Origin of the sequence: Leptospira jelokensis (assembly GCF_004769635.1) — a bacterium.
GTDB classification, from domain to species: domain Bacteria; phylum Spirochaetota; class Leptospiria; order Leptospirales; family Leptospiraceae; genus Leptospira_A; species Leptospira_A jelokensis.
This window is the reverse complement of the sequence record NZ_RQGH01000008.1, coordinates 103,293-117,315: the sequence shown is the minus strand read 5'-3', so window position 1 is coordinate 117,315 and position 14,023 is coordinate 103,293. Positions and strand designations below refer to the sequence as shown.

The 14,023-nt window shown below is 39.4% G+C and carries 14 protein-coding genes; 5 read left to right on the top strand and 9 right to left on the bottom strand.

From position 1 onward, the window contains the following. Nucleotides 1-71: 71 nt before the first annotated feature. A complete protein-coding gene (locus tag EHQ62_RS02940) occupies nucleotides 72-983 on the bottom strand; it encodes a phosphate ABC transporter substrate-binding protein (protein ID WP_135640759.1) in 912 nt (303 codons plus the stop codon). Nucleotides 984-1,092: 109 nt separating this feature from the next. Between EHQ62_RS02940 and EHQ62_RS02935 the strand changes: the two genes are divergently transcribed. After that, the gene (locus EHQ62_RS02935) at nucleotides 1,093-2,508 is read left to right on the top strand and encodes an OmpA family protein (protein ID WP_135640758.1); all 1,416 of its coding nucleotides are present in this window, start codon (nucleotides 1,093-1,095) and stop codon (nucleotides 2,506-2,508) included. Here EHQ62_RS02935 and EHQ62_RS02930 read toward each other — a convergent pair. Both EHQ62_RS02930 and EHQ62_RS02925 read right to left on the bottom strand, forming a co-directional pair. Next, the gene (locus EHQ62_RS02930) at nucleotides 2,505-3,773 is read right to left on the bottom strand and encodes a lysophospholipid acyltransferase family protein (RefSeq protein ID WP_135640757.1); all 1,269 of its coding nucleotides are present in this window, start codon (nucleotides 3,771-3,773) and stop codon (nucleotides 2,505-2,507) included. The genes EHQ62_RS02935 and EHQ62_RS02930 overlap by 4 nt on opposite strands. Before the next feature lie 48 nt (nucleotides 3,774-3,821). Further along, a complete protein-coding gene (locus EHQ62_RS02925) occupies nucleotides 3,822-6,209 on the bottom strand; it encodes a sulfatase family protein (RefSeq protein WP_135640756.1) in 2,388 nt (795 codons plus the stop codon). Between the two features lie 83 nt (nucleotides 6,210-6,292). Here EHQ62_RS02925 and EHQ62_RS02920 point away from each other — a divergent pair, with 83 nt between their 5' ends. The 4 genes from EHQ62_RS02920 to EHQ62_RS02905 all read left to right on the top strand — a co-directional run bounded on the left by EHQ62_RS02920 (nucleotide 6,293) and on the right by EHQ62_RS02905 (nucleotide 8,616). Then, complete coding sequence (locus EHQ62_RS02920; RefSeq protein WP_039928543.1) at nucleotides 6,293-7,159, top strand: alpha/beta hydrolase; 867 nt, start codon at nucleotides 6,293-6,295, stop codon at nucleotides 7,157-7,159. A gap of 13 nt (nucleotides 7,160-7,172) precedes the next feature. Next, nucleotides 7,173-7,610 carry an FAS1-like dehydratase domain-containing protein gene (locus EHQ62_RS02915; protein ID WP_015676961.1) on the top strand — a complete coding sequence of 146 codons (438 nt, stop codon included), beginning with the start codon at nucleotides 7,173-7,175 and terminating at the stop codon, nucleotides 7,608-7,610. A 17-nt stretch (nucleotides 7,611-7,627) separates the two neighbouring features. Further along, nucleotides 7,628-8,047, top strand: coding sequence for a MaoC/PaaZ C-terminal domain-containing protein (locus EHQ62_RS02910; protein WP_015677334.1), 420 nt, complete (start codon nucleotides 7,628-7,630; stop codon nucleotides 8,045-8,047). 143 nt (nucleotides 8,048-8,190) lie between these two features. After that, on the top strand, nucleotides 8,191-8,616 hold the full coding sequence (locus tag EHQ62_RS02905) for a PH domain-containing protein (protein WP_135640755.1): 426 nt from the start codon (nucleotides 8,191-8,193) through the stop codon (nucleotides 8,614-8,616). A gap of 169 nt (nucleotides 8,617-8,785) precedes the next feature. Here EHQ62_RS02905 and EHQ62_RS02900 read toward each other — a convergent pair whose 3' ends face one another. The 6 genes from EHQ62_RS02900 to trxA all read right to left on the bottom strand — a co-directional run bounded on the left by EHQ62_RS02900 (nucleotide 8,786) and on the right by trxA (nucleotide 13,931). Continuing rightward, nucleotides 8,786-9,376 (bottom strand): WG repeat-containing protein, encoded by a 591-nt coding sequence (locus EHQ62_RS02900; protein ID WP_135640754.1) that lies wholly within the window; start codon nucleotides 9,374-9,376, stop codon nucleotides 8,786-8,788. A gap of 17 nt (nucleotides 9,377-9,393) precedes the next feature. Further along, nucleotides 9,394-10,146, bottom strand: a complete 753-nt coding sequence (locus tag EHQ62_RS02895; RefSeq protein WP_208720607.1) for a M15 family metallopeptidase — start codon at nucleotides 10,144-10,146, stop codon at nucleotides 9,394-9,396. Beyond that, nucleotides 10,115-10,978: a VanW family protein gene (locus EHQ62_RS02890; protein WP_135640753.1), complete on the bottom strand. Its 864-nt coding sequence runs from the start codon at nucleotides 10,976-10,978 to the stop codon at nucleotides 10,115-10,117. Before EHQ62_RS02890 ends, EHQ62_RS02895 begins: the two co-directional genes overlap by 32 nt. Further along, nucleotides 10,968-12,251, bottom strand: coding sequence for a hypothetical protein (locus EHQ62_RS02885; protein WP_135640752.1), 1,284 nt, complete (start codon nucleotides 12,249-12,251; stop codon nucleotides 10,968-10,970). The genes EHQ62_RS02890 and EHQ62_RS02885 overlap by 11 nt, the downstream gene beginning before the upstream one ends. 5 nt (nucleotides 12,252-12,256) lie before the next feature. Beyond that, complete coding sequence (locus EHQ62_RS02880; protein ID WP_135640751.1) at nucleotides 12,257-13,549, bottom strand: discoidin domain-containing protein; 1,293 nt, start codon at nucleotides 13,547-13,549, stop codon at nucleotides 12,257-12,259. Nucleotides 13,550-13,616: 67 nt separating this feature from the next. Further along, nucleotides 13,617-13,931: a thioredoxin gene (trxA, locus tag EHQ62_RS02875; protein WP_135640750.1), complete on the bottom strand. Its 315-nt coding sequence runs from the start codon at nucleotides 13,929-13,931 to the stop codon at nucleotides 13,617-13,619. Nucleotides 13,932-14,023: the final 92 nt, after the last annotated feature.

The following is a 14,023-nucleotide window of genomic DNA, read 5'->3' as shown; positions in this document are numbered from 1 at the left end:
GTAAGTGAATTGGGAGGGTTTTTGGGTAGGGTGACCGATTAATCTATTTAGATAAAGTGAGAATTCCCCCCCTACTTCACAGGTTCTGCAGAAACTTCTACTTCTGGAAGCGAGGATCGCAAATACCCAGACTGTAACACTGCCACCTGCCCTTGTTCGCTTGTGAGGTAAGTCACAAAGGCATCAATTTTATCACCCTGGTCTGTTTTATAGATAATAAACAATTCACGTGCTAGTTTGTACTTTCTATCGTACACATTGCGAATGGAAGGAGTCACAAAAGGATCCTTTGCGTTTTTTGCATACTCTAGCGCTTTTAATTTGTCTTTATGGTCCACAAGTGCAGAACCCATGCCCATATAACCAATGCTATTTGGATTTTCTTGGATGTATTTTGCCATTTCTGCATTGTCTTTCACAATTTTGGCGTTTGGAGAAAACACATTGGATTTGTAGGTTGTGTATTCCTTTTCTCCCAAATCCCTACGTTTTAAAATATGATTTTGGAAGTAGTCTTGTGTTCCGGATTTGTCGTTGCGAATCACAATGGAGATGGGTGCATCTTGTCCTCCAACCTCCTTCCAGTTTTTGATTTTACCCGAAAAAATATCTGATGTTTGGACCAAATGCAATTTGGAAACTGGATTGCTTGGATTGACCACAAGGGCGACACCATCATAAGCCAAACGAACTTTTTCGAGGTTACCTGTTTTTCTTAGGTCATCAAATTCAGCCTGGTTTAGGTCACGAGAAGAAACTGCCATGTCAATCTCTCCTTTTCTAAGTCGGTCGATTCCCGATTCGGATCCACCGCCTTCTACTGTTACACGAACATCTGAATTTACCTTTTCGTATTCTGTTCCTAAAAATCGCATCATGCTGTTCATGGTCTCGGAACCAGCAACTTTTAGAGTTTGTTTGTCTTTACAGGCGACAAATTGAATTGTAATCAAAATGTAAAAAAGCAGAGAAAGGTTTTTCATCGTAAATCAGGTAAAGCCCAAATTCCGTCCTTCGTCAATCGCAAAAACCCGTTGTTTTTTCCAAATCAGACCTCAGTTTTTCCGAAAAAACCCCGATCTTTGCAACGTGATGTCCCAAACCCGTTTGCTCCTCTTTTGTTTTGTAACAATGGTTCCTATATTGGATTTGGTTGCAGGTCCCGATTTGAAAACCCAATTCCGATGGAAGTGGAATGAGAACCAAGTGTTGGAATTAAACGAATACCATGATGTTTTTTTTCGAGTGGGGACAAAAACAGTGGAACGGGAAGATAAAAACCGAGTGGTGATGAAAACCAAACAATGTTCGACTGATTCCTGTTTGGTGAATGCTTGGTTTGATACCTATATGCGGTATGGCAAAACATCGGGACCATTTTGGAAGGACAAAGAATTTTTGTCTGATTTTACACTTTTTCGAAATGGCCGTTACGAAGTACCAAACGAATTTTCTATGCCGAATCTTCGGAGTTTTCCTTCTTTTCCCGAAACTCCAGTCTCTGTCAATGATGTGTGGAAATTACCTGCCGAAGAGTCTTTTGATTTTTCATCCGAACGCATTCGAGTGAAAGTCACACCAGAATACACATACCAAGGGATTTATCCTTGGAGAGAAGGAAACTATTCTGGCAATTGCGAAAAAATCACTTACACCTATCCTATTTTTTATTCTAAATCTGATTCTGAAAAAATGGCACCTAACGTACCTTATAAGATATTTGGATTTGCAACGGGCACAGTTTTTTTTAATGCGGAACGAGGAGTCCCTGAATATAAAGAAGTAAAACTTTCGTATACGTTTATTTATCCAAATGGCACAGTCCAAGAAGCAAACTTCCATATCAAAGGAGTGTATTTTTTACGGAACCAAGTCAATGCGAAAGACAAAGAAACCATCCGTGAAGACATCCTAAATGATTTGATTGTGGGCTATACGAGAGACGGATTGCCAAATGGAAAACGGATCCAAAACCAACATCGTCCAAACTCAGGGAATCCACAAGCCGTGAATGTTGGGAATCAAAATCCCAACACCAATCCTACAGGAACTTTTATTACCAATGAAAATCCAGATCCCAACGCGATGCCCATGGGAGACACTGAGGAAAAGGATAGAATTGCGGATCAATTGCCAGTGAAAGTTCGTAGTACTGAGGATGGAATTGTGTTTTCCTTGGATTCGATTTTGTTCGATTTTAATGATAGCAAATTGAAACCTGATGCTGAATCCGCAGTTGCCAAAATTGCAGAGATCTTAAAAAGATACCCTGATCGTGAGATTCGTGTGTCAGGTCATACAGACAATATTGGAAAAAAAGAATACAACCAAAAATTATCAGAAGATCGTGCTAAGTCCGTTTTACAATCATTAGTTGACAATCATAAAATGGATGAAAAACATATTTCCTTTCGTGGGTATGCGGATGAATTTCCTGTAGCACCAAACGATAACGAATCAAATCGACACAAAAACCGAAGGGTGGAAATCACACTCGTTTTGGATTAACCAATTTGTAAATCAAGGCCTACAGAGTAAGGAGGTACCAAAGGTTCACTTTCCTTTTTCCCTCGCTCCAATAACTTTTCCATCTCTTTTCGAATGTCACCGAGTAACAAGTGATAACTTTCTTTTTTACTTGTTTTGTACTTTTCAAAATAAGGACTGAGAGGGATGGAACGCGAAGCATATACATAGGCTTTTTTGGCTCGCATCTCCGATTTCCCATAGATATGCCTTTCGAAACTACAAATCCATTCCATGAGTCGCTCTGCAGAAGGCCACTGGATGAGGTTTTTTGGTTGGGTAATCAAAAAAGCGTACGCAGTCTCCACCAATTGTTTGGCCCTGCGGATATTTTGGTCTGTTAGGTGTTTGGGGGTAGATTCCAAGGGAATCCCTGCCTCAATTCGGTCCAATGTATGGAACAAAATTCGGATCTTTTGGATGGCATTATCAGAATCCTGGAATTTAATTTGTAAGATTTGGCCGGCAAGATTGAGTGCGGTATGCCTTGCGCGTCCCAATCGGTAATCAAAATCCTTACCGTTGATTTCCGATTTTGGAATTCCAAGTTCAAACTCAGTTTCTTCCAACATCACACGACCAACAGTTAAAAAACGACGAAGGATTGTCCTTCCACCTGGGTATAACTTTAACTTACGTTCTATCCGAGATAGGGAAGATTCTATGTCCTTTAAAATCGAATCCCGAGTTCCTGAGATTTTATATTTTACGAAGGTAGGTTGCAAAAACAGTTCTGCACTCGGATCCTTCTTTTTGGCTTCTTCCAAACCCCAATAAATCAGTTGCGCCGTACTGGGTAAAAAGGAAACCAAGTTATCATTTTCTCCAGACTTGATCCCTTCGGGGTACATAACGAGTTTTCCATCCCGTTCGGATAATATCCGTTTGGTGGTTCGTATCATCTTACGATTGGAACTTCCATGTAATACGGAAAATGCCCCAACACGTTTGATGAGTTCACCCACAATGCCAAATCCCCAATTGAAGACACTTCGTGATGCCATAAAATGAAAGCGAGTTCCAATGGTATTGGCAACTTGGTAGGCAACGATTGATTCCATTTCAGTTGGTTGGTTGAATAGATACACAACTCGTTTGTCCTTTGTATCCTTCAATCGTTGTTCATCTTCTTTTGAGATGACCACTCCATCTAAGTTAAACAGAAGTTTTGTGAGGATGGGAAATCCCAAGTCCAATCCCAAGGCTACCGGAAAATCAAAACGAGGAGCGATAAACGTATCTTTCATAGAACTGTGTAATTAGACTAAGAAAATAACCTCAATCACTACGAGCAATCATTCATGGATGTAACCCCATGTTTCCAATATTTTTTTTACCTCTTTGCCCATCTCTTTTTGCACTTCCGTTTCTCCGGACCCACTAAAGGCACCATCATTGTACACCCAAGGCAAAGGCGATTGGAAGAGACCATCAGGTTGCCTTTCGGATACAATCAAGTCATCGAGATTTGTCATCGACCTTTGGTATTCCAACCCATACTTTCCAAAACGAACAGGGATCGTTTTTCCATTCCGAGTGAATTGGAAGTAAGCACCAAGTTCCGGATTGACTGTTTTCAAAATGATTTCTTCAGGCTGGTACCCTGTTTGGAATTTGGGATCGTATTCTTTTTTCGATCCTTTGGGCTCTTTCACTTGTTTAGATTCCTTCACAACCAAGACCGTCTTGGCAGAACCCGAATTGATTTGCACTGTTTCAGGCGCTTCCCAATCATAAAGGGAACCTTGCACATTCATCGATAGAAAATCACGGCAGATGGCTTCCTCACAAGGTGGGATCCAAATGCGAATTCCATTTCGTTTCAAAAAATTTTCCCTTCGAAAATCAGCCCTCGCCGTCTGCAAAAGAGTTTCCCCTTCCGTTTCTAAACTTAGGTTTTTTAATTCTTTTGGATCTTTTTTCAGGTCATACAATTCTTCCGCCATGGTATGAGGTTCACCAGAAGATGTTCGCCTAACAGTAGTAAATCCAGGATAACGACGGATGTACTTGTAGGATTCTGTTCGAACCGATTCGGACATACGACCTTCTGTATAAATATAGGTTTCCTTTGGGCATGGATTGGATTGTAAAATGCAGGTTGCATAATCTACGCCTTGGTAAGTCGAATTTTTAGGTTTCAAATCCAAAAGTCCCAAAATGGTAGGTGCCAAAGACATTAAAGAAGACTGACCAGAAATTCGGATTTGAGGTGTATTTTTTTCTTCGCTAAACAAGGATTTGGTCTTCGTATTTACCAAATTTTTTGCCATAGATTTGGGTAGTTTGATGAAATAGGGAACATTGATTTCTTCATCGTAATGGGTTTCCCCATGCCCAAACCTTGTTTGCATGATAAAGTGATAACTATAATCGTGTTCAGGGCTAAAGAGCTCACCGTGGTCTCCTGTTACAATGATCATGGTTTCATCATAGGTGCCGAGTTCTTTTAATTTCCTAACCAATCGACCAATTTCGCGATCTGTATAATGCATTTCACCTAAGTAACGTTGTACGGGAGATTCAAACCGATAAAATTCGGAGTCTGGCACAATTTTACGGACTGCCAACATATCTTCTTGTGGTGGAGAATAGGAAGCATGGGGTGTGTTCAAATTAAAATGCAAAAAATATGGAATGTCTTTTTTTTCGGACACAAACGAAATGGCCTCGTTTGTCAAAACTTCGGTATCCACAATGTCCATCCCTACTTGGAAAGAATTATGAAATCCCAAATCCAAACCCACCGTTGTGTAATCCAAAAAGAAAACATTATTCATGATGGTTTGGGTAAAGTACCCTGCTTCCCGGAATGTTTTCGCTAAATTATCACGTTTTTTTCCGTAATACACTTTACGTTGGTAGGGTTTTGTTGAAAACCATGAATTCCCCAAACCGAGGTTAGATGAGTACTCCGAATGGAAAAAAGACATCATGGATGGTTTTGTCCAATTCCCATTTGCAAATGGATTCTCAAAAAAAACGGATTCCTTCGCAATTTCATCCATCACAGGAGTGACAGAATGCCTAAATCCATACGCACCAAAAAAATCCTTCCTTGCGGAATCAATGACAATGAGGACAACAGATTTGGGTTTTTTCACATCGGAAAATGATTCCGACCATTCGCCTGGATATAACAATGGTTCGCCGATAAATAGATAACTATCCTTACTATCCCAAACCAGGCGTAATTCCCCGTCAATTGTGATGGTTTCCCCTTTTTTTTGCCACTGCTCCTTCGGTAGGCCAGTGAAGTCCCACTCCAAAATTGGATCCGACCCGGAATACAATTTTAGTTTCCCAGAAACAGAAGACTGGAATTCTTTTTCGCCTAACAGACCCATTAGCGAAGAAAAATGGTATTTACCTTTGGGAATGGAAAATTGGTATTCCTGTCCTGGTGGAAAAAAGAGAGCATCCAAAGAATGGTTTAAAAAAATATCTTTGTTTGTGTTAAAGGTGATCTGGGTGTTTTCCCATTTACGGGACAGGGGCAGACCACTTTGCCTTCCTGGATTTTTTTTCCAATGGTAAGGCAATGGGTCCTTAGCAATTTTGATTTTGGAACGAGCGTGTTTTAATTCCAAAACCAAATCCACTGGAAAACGGAATTCCGATTTGTTCAAACAGTGAATGAGACAAAAACAAAGGACTAGGGCGAAGGGAAGGATCTTTCGCATTTGGAACCAGTTTGCAAAACAGGTTTCCTAAGAATAGGAAAAGTTGTTTCTTTTTAGGTTTCCATCGTCCATCCTTGACATCTATGAGTAATTGGGAACAAGCCTACTCCCGAGTGGAGTCTACCTTTCAAAACAAAGATGGTGGTAAAATTTATTACCAAATCTACCGACCCAAGTCAGGTGTCAAACGAGTGCTCGTTGTCCACCATGGGATTGGGGAACACGGTGGTCGTTACAATTTTTTATTGGAAGCGATGGCGGAACGAAACTATGCGATTTACCTCATCGACTGCCGTGGCCATGGTAAGTCGGATGGACGCCGTGGGGTCATCACACATTTTTCTGATTTTTTTGCCGACTTAAAACAACTGATCGACATCGCCAAACAAAATGAAGGTGTTAGCAAAGTCACTTTACTGGGTCATTCTATGGGGGCTGCCATCACGTTCTTATACACTGCCACTGACAACTACCAAAATGATTTGGATGCGTATATCTGTAGTGCCCTTCCAATCAAAGTGAAAACTGATATCGTGATGGACATTAAAAAAGCTGCGGGTGGTTTTTTAGCAAAAGCGCTCCCCACTCTCACAATCCCAACTGGTCTTAATGTGAATCTCATTTCTCGTGACAAATCAGTGGTTGATGCTTACGTAAAAGACCCACTTGTTCATGGAAATGTATGTGCCTACCTAGGCGATTACCTTCTTAACTGTCATACGCTTGCATTGGAATCTGCCGAAAAAATCAAAGTTCCAATTTATATGTTTCACGGAAAAGAAGACCAAATTGCACTTCCAGAAGGGACAAACGAAGCTTTTGAACGCGTAGCGTCCAAAGACAAAACCAAAAGACTTTTTGATGATTTATACCATGAAACCATGAACGAACTTCCTAAAGACAGAGCAATCGTCTTAAAAGAGTTAGTTGCTTGGATCGACAAACACTAAGGAGAAAATGCCAATGGCAATAACAAAAGATATAGTTGGAAAAAAACTAGATCGTTTTGATTTCACAGTGGAACGAGGAAAAATCAAAGAATTTTGCCTCGCCATCAACGAAAAAAACCCAATCTATTTTGACGTAGAAGAAGCAAAAAAAGCCGGATACTCAGATGTTCCTGCTCCACCAACTTTCCCTACAGTCATTATGTTTTGGGGATACCCAAAGATTTGGAATGATATGGCCGAACTTGGGATCGACCTTTCCAAAATCCTTCACTTGAAAGAAGAATACACGTACCACAAAATCCTTTATCCGGGCAAAGTGTACGCACAATCTGAAATTTCAGACGTTAAAGTAGGAAGAGCAGAAATCGTAACTTTCAAAACAACTATCTATGATGAAAAAGATGATCCAATCCTCTCTGCAGAGATGGCGATTTTCATTCGTAAGGATTAATTCCAAGGAGGCAAACAATGGCAAAAATTCAATTTGATAAAGTAGAAGTTGGTCAAACTCTTCCTCCGCTAGACGTTCCAGTGATCGAACATGCAAATTTAGTGCGTTATGCGGGAGCATCTGGGGATTTTAACCCAATTCACAATGATCCTGATTTCGCAAGGAAAGCAGGACTTGATGGAACCATCTCACACGGTATGTATGTGATGGCACAAGTAGGAAGGCTTTGTACTTCTTGGGCCGACCAAAAAGACATCGCGTACTTTGGTGTAACATTCAAAGCAATGACAAAACTTGGCGAAAAACTAACAGTTGTTGGAACCATCAAAAAGAAATTTGAAAAAGATGGTAAAAAAACTGTAACGGTTCTCGTGGAAGCTAAAAACGAAGCTGGCGAAGTGAAAGCTGGCGGCGATTTAGTCGTCAACGCAGTGTAAAAATTTTGAATCTAAAATAAGGTTCAGAAATTTTAATTTCCATCACCAAAGGCATCTGACGAAAGTTGGGTGCCTTTTTTATTGCCAAATTTGGAACAAACTTACACAATTGGCACTTTCAATGTTGAGGGGAAAGGATAATAATGCAAACTTCGGACCAAATCAAATCACAAATCCAAACTTTACTTTCCAAACACCCAGAAATCAGTGTCGACGTTCTATTTTTATATGTGCCTGAATTTAAAATCCTGCACCAGTTCCTAAACGAGGATGAAACCATCCAAGGTTATACCATTGGACTTTTGGAAACAAAACAACAAAAACACACAGCAGGGAAATGGTTACTGGTTCTCACAGACAAACATTTCCATTTGCTCCGTAATCCGATGTTAGGTAATCCAACCCATATCGCGATCAACTTTGCCGATTTAAAAAAAATATCCACGAAACTCGGTTGGTTTTTTGGACAAATCCAAATGGAAACAGAAGGAGAGACGTTTCGATTGATCCAAATTGGAAAAAAAGATTACCAATTCTTTTTACCAAGTTTACAATCGTTTTTGAAATAAGTGAATGATTCGCATAATATGTGTAATGTTTAACTGTAATACAAAAAGTAAAAATTCATAAATGGTTTTGCCAGGCGCGCAATCCACACTGCGACAGGCGCAAGTGTAAATGAATGAGAGATTGAAACATGAATCTAGACTTGGCATGATTCGACATCGTCTTGGATGCCTATTCCATCTTCAACTTGATTGTCTTCTCACCTTCCTTTACTTCTACCCATCTTTTTTTGGCATCAACGGAAAGGATCGAATCATATTGGACTGGCACAACCATTTTCCCTTTTCGATTCATGAGACCATACAATCCACCAACAATCCGACTGTGTTCCCCTTCTGGTTTCAACTGACACCCGTTACATACAATTGCATATCCATTTTCGAAAGGGTAAACAAAATCATATTCCGCTTTGATTACCTTTTGGCAACGTTCGTTATGAAATCCCATTTTGCCATTTTCGACAAATCTGGCAAGTTTCTCGGAAAGGTAATCAGGTCCATTGTCATACAGAAAACTTTCAAGTAAGACTTTGTTCTTTTGATCGATACAAACCCATTTGTTTTTCGAAACTACGAATGCCACACCAAACTTCGTAAATTCCATTGATTGTTCGTATTGTGGTTTTATGATCACCTTTCCTTTTTTGTCTTTAAATCCATATAACCCATTTTCTTCAAAGGAGATGTATCCCTTTCCTTGTGCCAATAGAGTTCCAAAATGGATCAAAACCAAAACCAATATGGTAAATTTTTTTGGTAACATAACGCTCTCCTGAAATCCTAATCTACTAATCCTTCAAAGGGTATGTCCAATACTTCATACCCTCCACATTCTAAAAAATCAAAATGCCACCATTCTGTTTTATTGACCCGAAATCCAAATTGACCAAGCACAGTGATGAGTTTATCTCTGTTTTCTTTGGCAACGGGAGAAAAAACGGGAGCGTCTGCCCAAGCAGCCTTTTCAAAAGAATCGTATTCGGTAGGCATTTGTAATTCTTGTTTTGTATTTGCATCTACCAAGGTTAAATCAATCGCACAACCCTTGTTATGCCTTGATCCTGTTTTGGGAGAAGCAACATAACGAGTGTCTTTGATCAATTCATAAAATGCAACTGTTGCTTGGTAAGGCCTGTATGCATCATAAATCTGAATGGAATACCCATGTTTTAAAAATTCCATTTGGGCATTTCGGAGGGCTTCCGCAACTCGTTTTCTAGCAAATGCTTTGGGTTGGTTGTACATCTTCCGACCTGTGAAGTTGTTCGTTGTAGCATAACGAATATCCAAAACAATGTTTGAAATGGTTTCTAAGTTTACCAAAACACGGTTTGGATCTTTGGCAATCGACTCTAAGTACATTTTTTTGTCAAAAACGATGAGTTTGGACCCTTCACTTTGGATCGGTAAACTGAAGATTGTGAAAGAGAAAAAAAGATATGCCAATCGTTTCAGCACTACTTTCCCTTGGGATCGGAATATGATTTGGAAATGTTTCATGTTAATTTCGATCTGATTCGAGTAATGGTTCATACATCATCCAAGCAATATTTTCAGTGACCAATTGGTCTTCTACAACCTCGTTTGTGGATTTTAAGGCCACCTTCCTACGAATGGTATTCCGTCGCGTATAACCACCATAAGGCTCTGCGTGAAAGGCATGGTAGGATTCGTAAACGGTATAAGAATAGGGAATGTCTCTGTCCGTCCTCCATTCTCCCCTTAAATTTTCGTTATCAATCCAGATATGTAAAACAAACGGTTGTTTGGTTGTATTTTGGATTTGTAGGTCTATGTAGTTATAAGACAAGGTTGCTCCCGATCCAAAGGGAAGTGTACGATTTGAATCAGGAAAGATATCAAAACTATGGCGCCACCTTTCTTTTACGGTAAGGGGTGTGTGGAGTGTCATCCAATAAATCAAATTTGCCATTTGGCAAAGACCTCCACCTGTGCTTTCCACAAACCCCCCGTTCTTTAGCTGCATCCCTGGTAAATACCCTTTCCGTTTCGTTGGTTTTCCCACCAAATACCAAAAAGAAAAAACTTGGTTTGGTTCCAAAAGAATTCCATTTATCTTTTGTAAGGCGATTGATAAATTAACTTTTTTATTTTCTTGGAGGTACATGGGAACATCTTTTAGTTTTCGATAGATGGGAGACTGGTGAGAAAAAATGGAAATGGGAAATTCTCTTTCTAAAAGTTTTGCTTCCACAATTTTTTTAGCGAAGTGTTTTTGTTCGCATAACCAAACAAATCTTCTTTTCCAAATGAAATACAATTTCCCAAAAAATAGGCGGAGTTCACTCCGATGCACTCTTTTTGGGAAAAGAACTGGAATGTGTTTTCGAAACCTAAATCCCATATTTTTGTTTTCTCTGGATGAATCCTGGCCGTTTACGATACGGATTTTTCCAAGACTTGGCAATCGATAAAAGTTTTGAGTTCTTTGTTTCGAGCCACTGAAGGTAATGTTGCCAATCACCCTCTAAAACGAGTTGGTATTCTCCCATGGGTTCGATTTTGGAGAAAATTGGATTTCCATTCTCCTTACTGGCACGGAGGTTTTCCATTCGGATGCCATAAACAAGCCGGTACACTTTTGTCCCTTTGGGAAGTTCCGATATGGCTTTCTCATCTGGCTCCCAAGACATACAATCCTTTCTAAATTGAAAATGATAGTATTCGCAAAATCCATGGTGGGCAACCAGTAAACCATTGTCAGAAACGGATGCTGCTTTTTCCCCAGGATTCCACATTCCTTCATAGGGGTAACGAAATAAATTCGGTGACTGTATGAAGACAAATACCCATAAAGCAAAACTAACAGCCGTTTTGAATGTTTGTTTGGCATTGCATCGAGAAAAAATTTCAAAGAGGAGTAGGAACGAAATTAAAATTCGAAATTGGATATCTGCAAAATGAAAAATGGGTAATACAAGTACCATTCCAACAAAAGCAAGGCTACGACGAATGGGAAGGTAACGATCCGATACATTCTTTCCAAAAATCAAAATACCCCAATCCCACAAGATCCCGATGCCCATCATTCCATACGCCTCAAAAATGGGGAAGGATTTACCATCGATCACAAAACGGTCGTTATCATTTGTTGGGATGAGAAAAGGACAAAAACCTAATAGTAAAAAGAGAATCAAATCAAACTTTCTTGGAATTTTGTCAATACACCAAAGGCCCAATCCCAAAACGCCGACCATGGTATGAAACCAAGTGGTGGATACAAAAAGGATACCAACGAGAGTCCATTTGCCAAATTTCCAGGTGATTCGATCAGAGAATAAGAATCCATATGTTAAAAGCAGGAATCCAATCGCCCAGGCTTGTTTTGGATAAAGAAATCCCAAAACAAAGACCATAACACTGGGCAATCCATTCCAAAATTCATTCTTCGATTTGAGAATGTACCTAGCAAAATAGAGACAAAATGATAACCAAACAACCGTTAAAAGTTGGAATACAAATAAACTTTGGTCACTCGCACCGAATAACCGAAAGACGAATGCCACAATGTGAAAAACAGGGGAACGATCGGGAGAATGCAATTCTCCCGTTTCTAAAATTGAAATTGCTTGGACACCATACCAATAGATGTCCTTACCAAATAGGGAATCAAACAATCGAATTAATTGGAGATTTGGACTTTTTTGCCCACCATCTGAATTCCATTTCCTACTTTTTTCACAGTTAACGTATCACCAAATATCACAGTTGATTTTTCTTCTGTTTTTTCGGAATAAGGGCTACTTGAATCTAAACTTTGAGTCACAACTTTGTGATCTCGGCCAAAAATTTTAATTTTTGCTTCTGTGGCATTCGCTTCTAAAAAAACCCAGTTTCCATCTAACACTCGTTTTTCCTTCAGATCATCTAACCAAATCACAAAAGATCCATTGGAACGAAATACATAGTCCATTCGTCCTTCAGGGATATCTGCAAAGTAAGCTTTGTTCACAACTCCAGATAAAATTGTGTTTTTGGTTTTTTTCAAAATTTCATCTTTGAATTCTTTGGCATTTTGGTCGATCACAGTGTACCGTTTCCCTTTTTCTCCTAGGAAAATGATTTCGGCGATCACAGTATCTTTCCAAGTTTTCCCAGGTCTTACTTTTTGGATCGTGAATGTGAACGTCTTGCCAGAAAGAATTTTTGGAAACACAATCCTCTGTCCACCTTGTTTGTCTGCTACAGGGATCGTAAAAGATTCAGATCCATTCGAAACAAGTAATTCGGTAACCGAACCATTTTTATGAAATAGTGCATCTAACCTTTGGTAACCATTAAAAATTTCGATGCCTGCTAAATCAATTTTGTCTTCCAATTGGACTTGAAAGGATTCACCTACTCCATCGGTTTTGACACCTTCTACCCAAGCAAAATCAATACTTCCATCAAACAGTCCATAGGCGGGATAGTTGGGAAGTGTACTACTAGCAGTCACCTGTCCTTCCACTGGTTCTGGATAAACAACATCTAGTTTTTTCCCATTTTTGAAAAAGGAAACGGTTTTGATTCCATTGGCAGCGTCTGGCAAAAGATAGATCACATGGACTCCATTGGATTTGATTTTGAGAGGTGTTTCTTTTGAGCAGTCAAAATTCGTTGCATAACTTCCATCTTTATAGAAAGCTACATAACCTTTTTTCTCTTGGCATTCGATGGAGATTTCATTGAAGTAAGCACGGCCATCTGTTTTACCCATTTGGTTCCACTTGGCTCCATTAGAAAAGAAAATGGTGATTCCATCTAAACTTGTTTCTGGTTTCCAATGTTTACCTGGGATAAATACATTGATTGGCATCGTTCCATCTGTAGAAGAAGCAGCTTGGATCCTTTCTATGACAATGGATGTTTCAATCGAACTTTGGTTGGAGAATAGTAAAAAAAATGACAAAAGAGTAAAGATTGTTTTTTTCAAGAAGGTTCACCTCAGAGAAACAAAGAATCTAATACTCTTTTGGGCGGTTCAAGTAAAAAATGAAGGGTTAAATGAAACTTCCAAAAACTTTTTTAAACTCTTCACTTCGCATAGCACCAGAAATACGATGAACCTCTTTCCCATTTTTGAATAAGATAAACGTTGGGATTCCTGAAATTCCGTATTTTCCAGCAATTGCTTGTTTTTCATCCGTATTCACTTTGATGATGGAAACCTTTCCCTTCCAATCTTTGGCAAGTTTTTCGAGTTCAGGTGCTACCATCTTGCAGGGACCACACCAAGGAGCCCAAAAATCCACCAAAATTGGTTTATCATGAGTCTCGAGTAAGGTTTCAAAACTTTTTGGGTACACGTCAGACATATCCGGCCTCCTATCCCTTAGACCATATACCCTACAGGGTATGTAAGAAAAAGTAAAAAATATCAGCAAAAAATGAAATTTAAAGACTTTTG

What these genes read in the sequence shown, in the direction of transcription:
- EHQ62_RS02900 (WP_135640754.1), bottom strand. Translation starts at nt 9,376, where the DNA reads ATGTTACCAAAAAAATTTACCATATTGGTTTTGGTTTTGATCCATTTT.
- EHQ62_RS02910 (WP_015677334.1), top strand. Translation starts at nt 7,628, where the DNA reads ATGGCAAAAATTCAATTTGATAAAGTAGAAGTTGGTCAAACTCTTCCT.
- EHQ62_RS02905 (WP_135640755.1), top strand. Translation starts at nt 8,191, where the DNA reads ATGCAAACTTCGGACCAAATCAAATCACAAATCCAAACTTTACTTTCC.
- EHQ62_RS02920 (WP_039928543.1), top strand. Translation starts at nt 6,293, where the DNA reads ATGAGTAATTGGGAACAAGCCTACTCCCGAGTGGAGTCTACCTTTCAA.
- EHQ62_RS02915 (WP_015676961.1), top strand. Translation starts at nt 7,173, where the DNA reads ATGGCAATAACAAAAGATATAGTTGGAAAAAAACTAGATCGTTTTGAT.
- EHQ62_RS02925 (WP_135640756.1), bottom strand. Translation starts at nt 6,209, where the DNA reads ATGCGAAAGATCCTTCCCTTCGCCCTAGTCCTTTGTTTTTGTCTCATT.
- EHQ62_RS02895 (WP_208720607.1), bottom strand. Translation starts at nt 10,146, where the DNA reads ATGAACCATTACTCGAATCAGATCGAAATTAACATGAAACATTTCCAA.
- trxA (WP_135640750.1), bottom strand. Translation starts at nt 13,931, where the DNA reads ATGTCTGACGTGTACCCAAAAAGTTTTGAAACCTTACTCGAGACTCAT.
- EHQ62_RS02940 (WP_135640759.1), bottom strand. Translation starts at nt 983, where the DNA reads ATGAAAAACCTTTCTCTGCTTTTTTACATTTTGATTACAATTCAATTT.
- EHQ62_RS02890 (WP_135640753.1), bottom strand. Translation starts at nt 10,978, where the DNA reads ATGGGATTTAGGTTTCGAAAACACATTCCAGTTCTTTTCCCAAAAAGA.
- EHQ62_RS02930 (WP_135640757.1), bottom strand. Translation starts at nt 3,773, where the DNA reads ATGAAAGATACGTTTATCGCTCCTCGTTTTGATTTTCCGGTAGCCTTG.
- EHQ62_RS02935 (WP_135640758.1), top strand. Translation starts at nt 1,093, where the DNA reads ATGTCCCAAACCCGTTTGCTCCTCTTTTGTTTTGTAACAATGGTTCCT.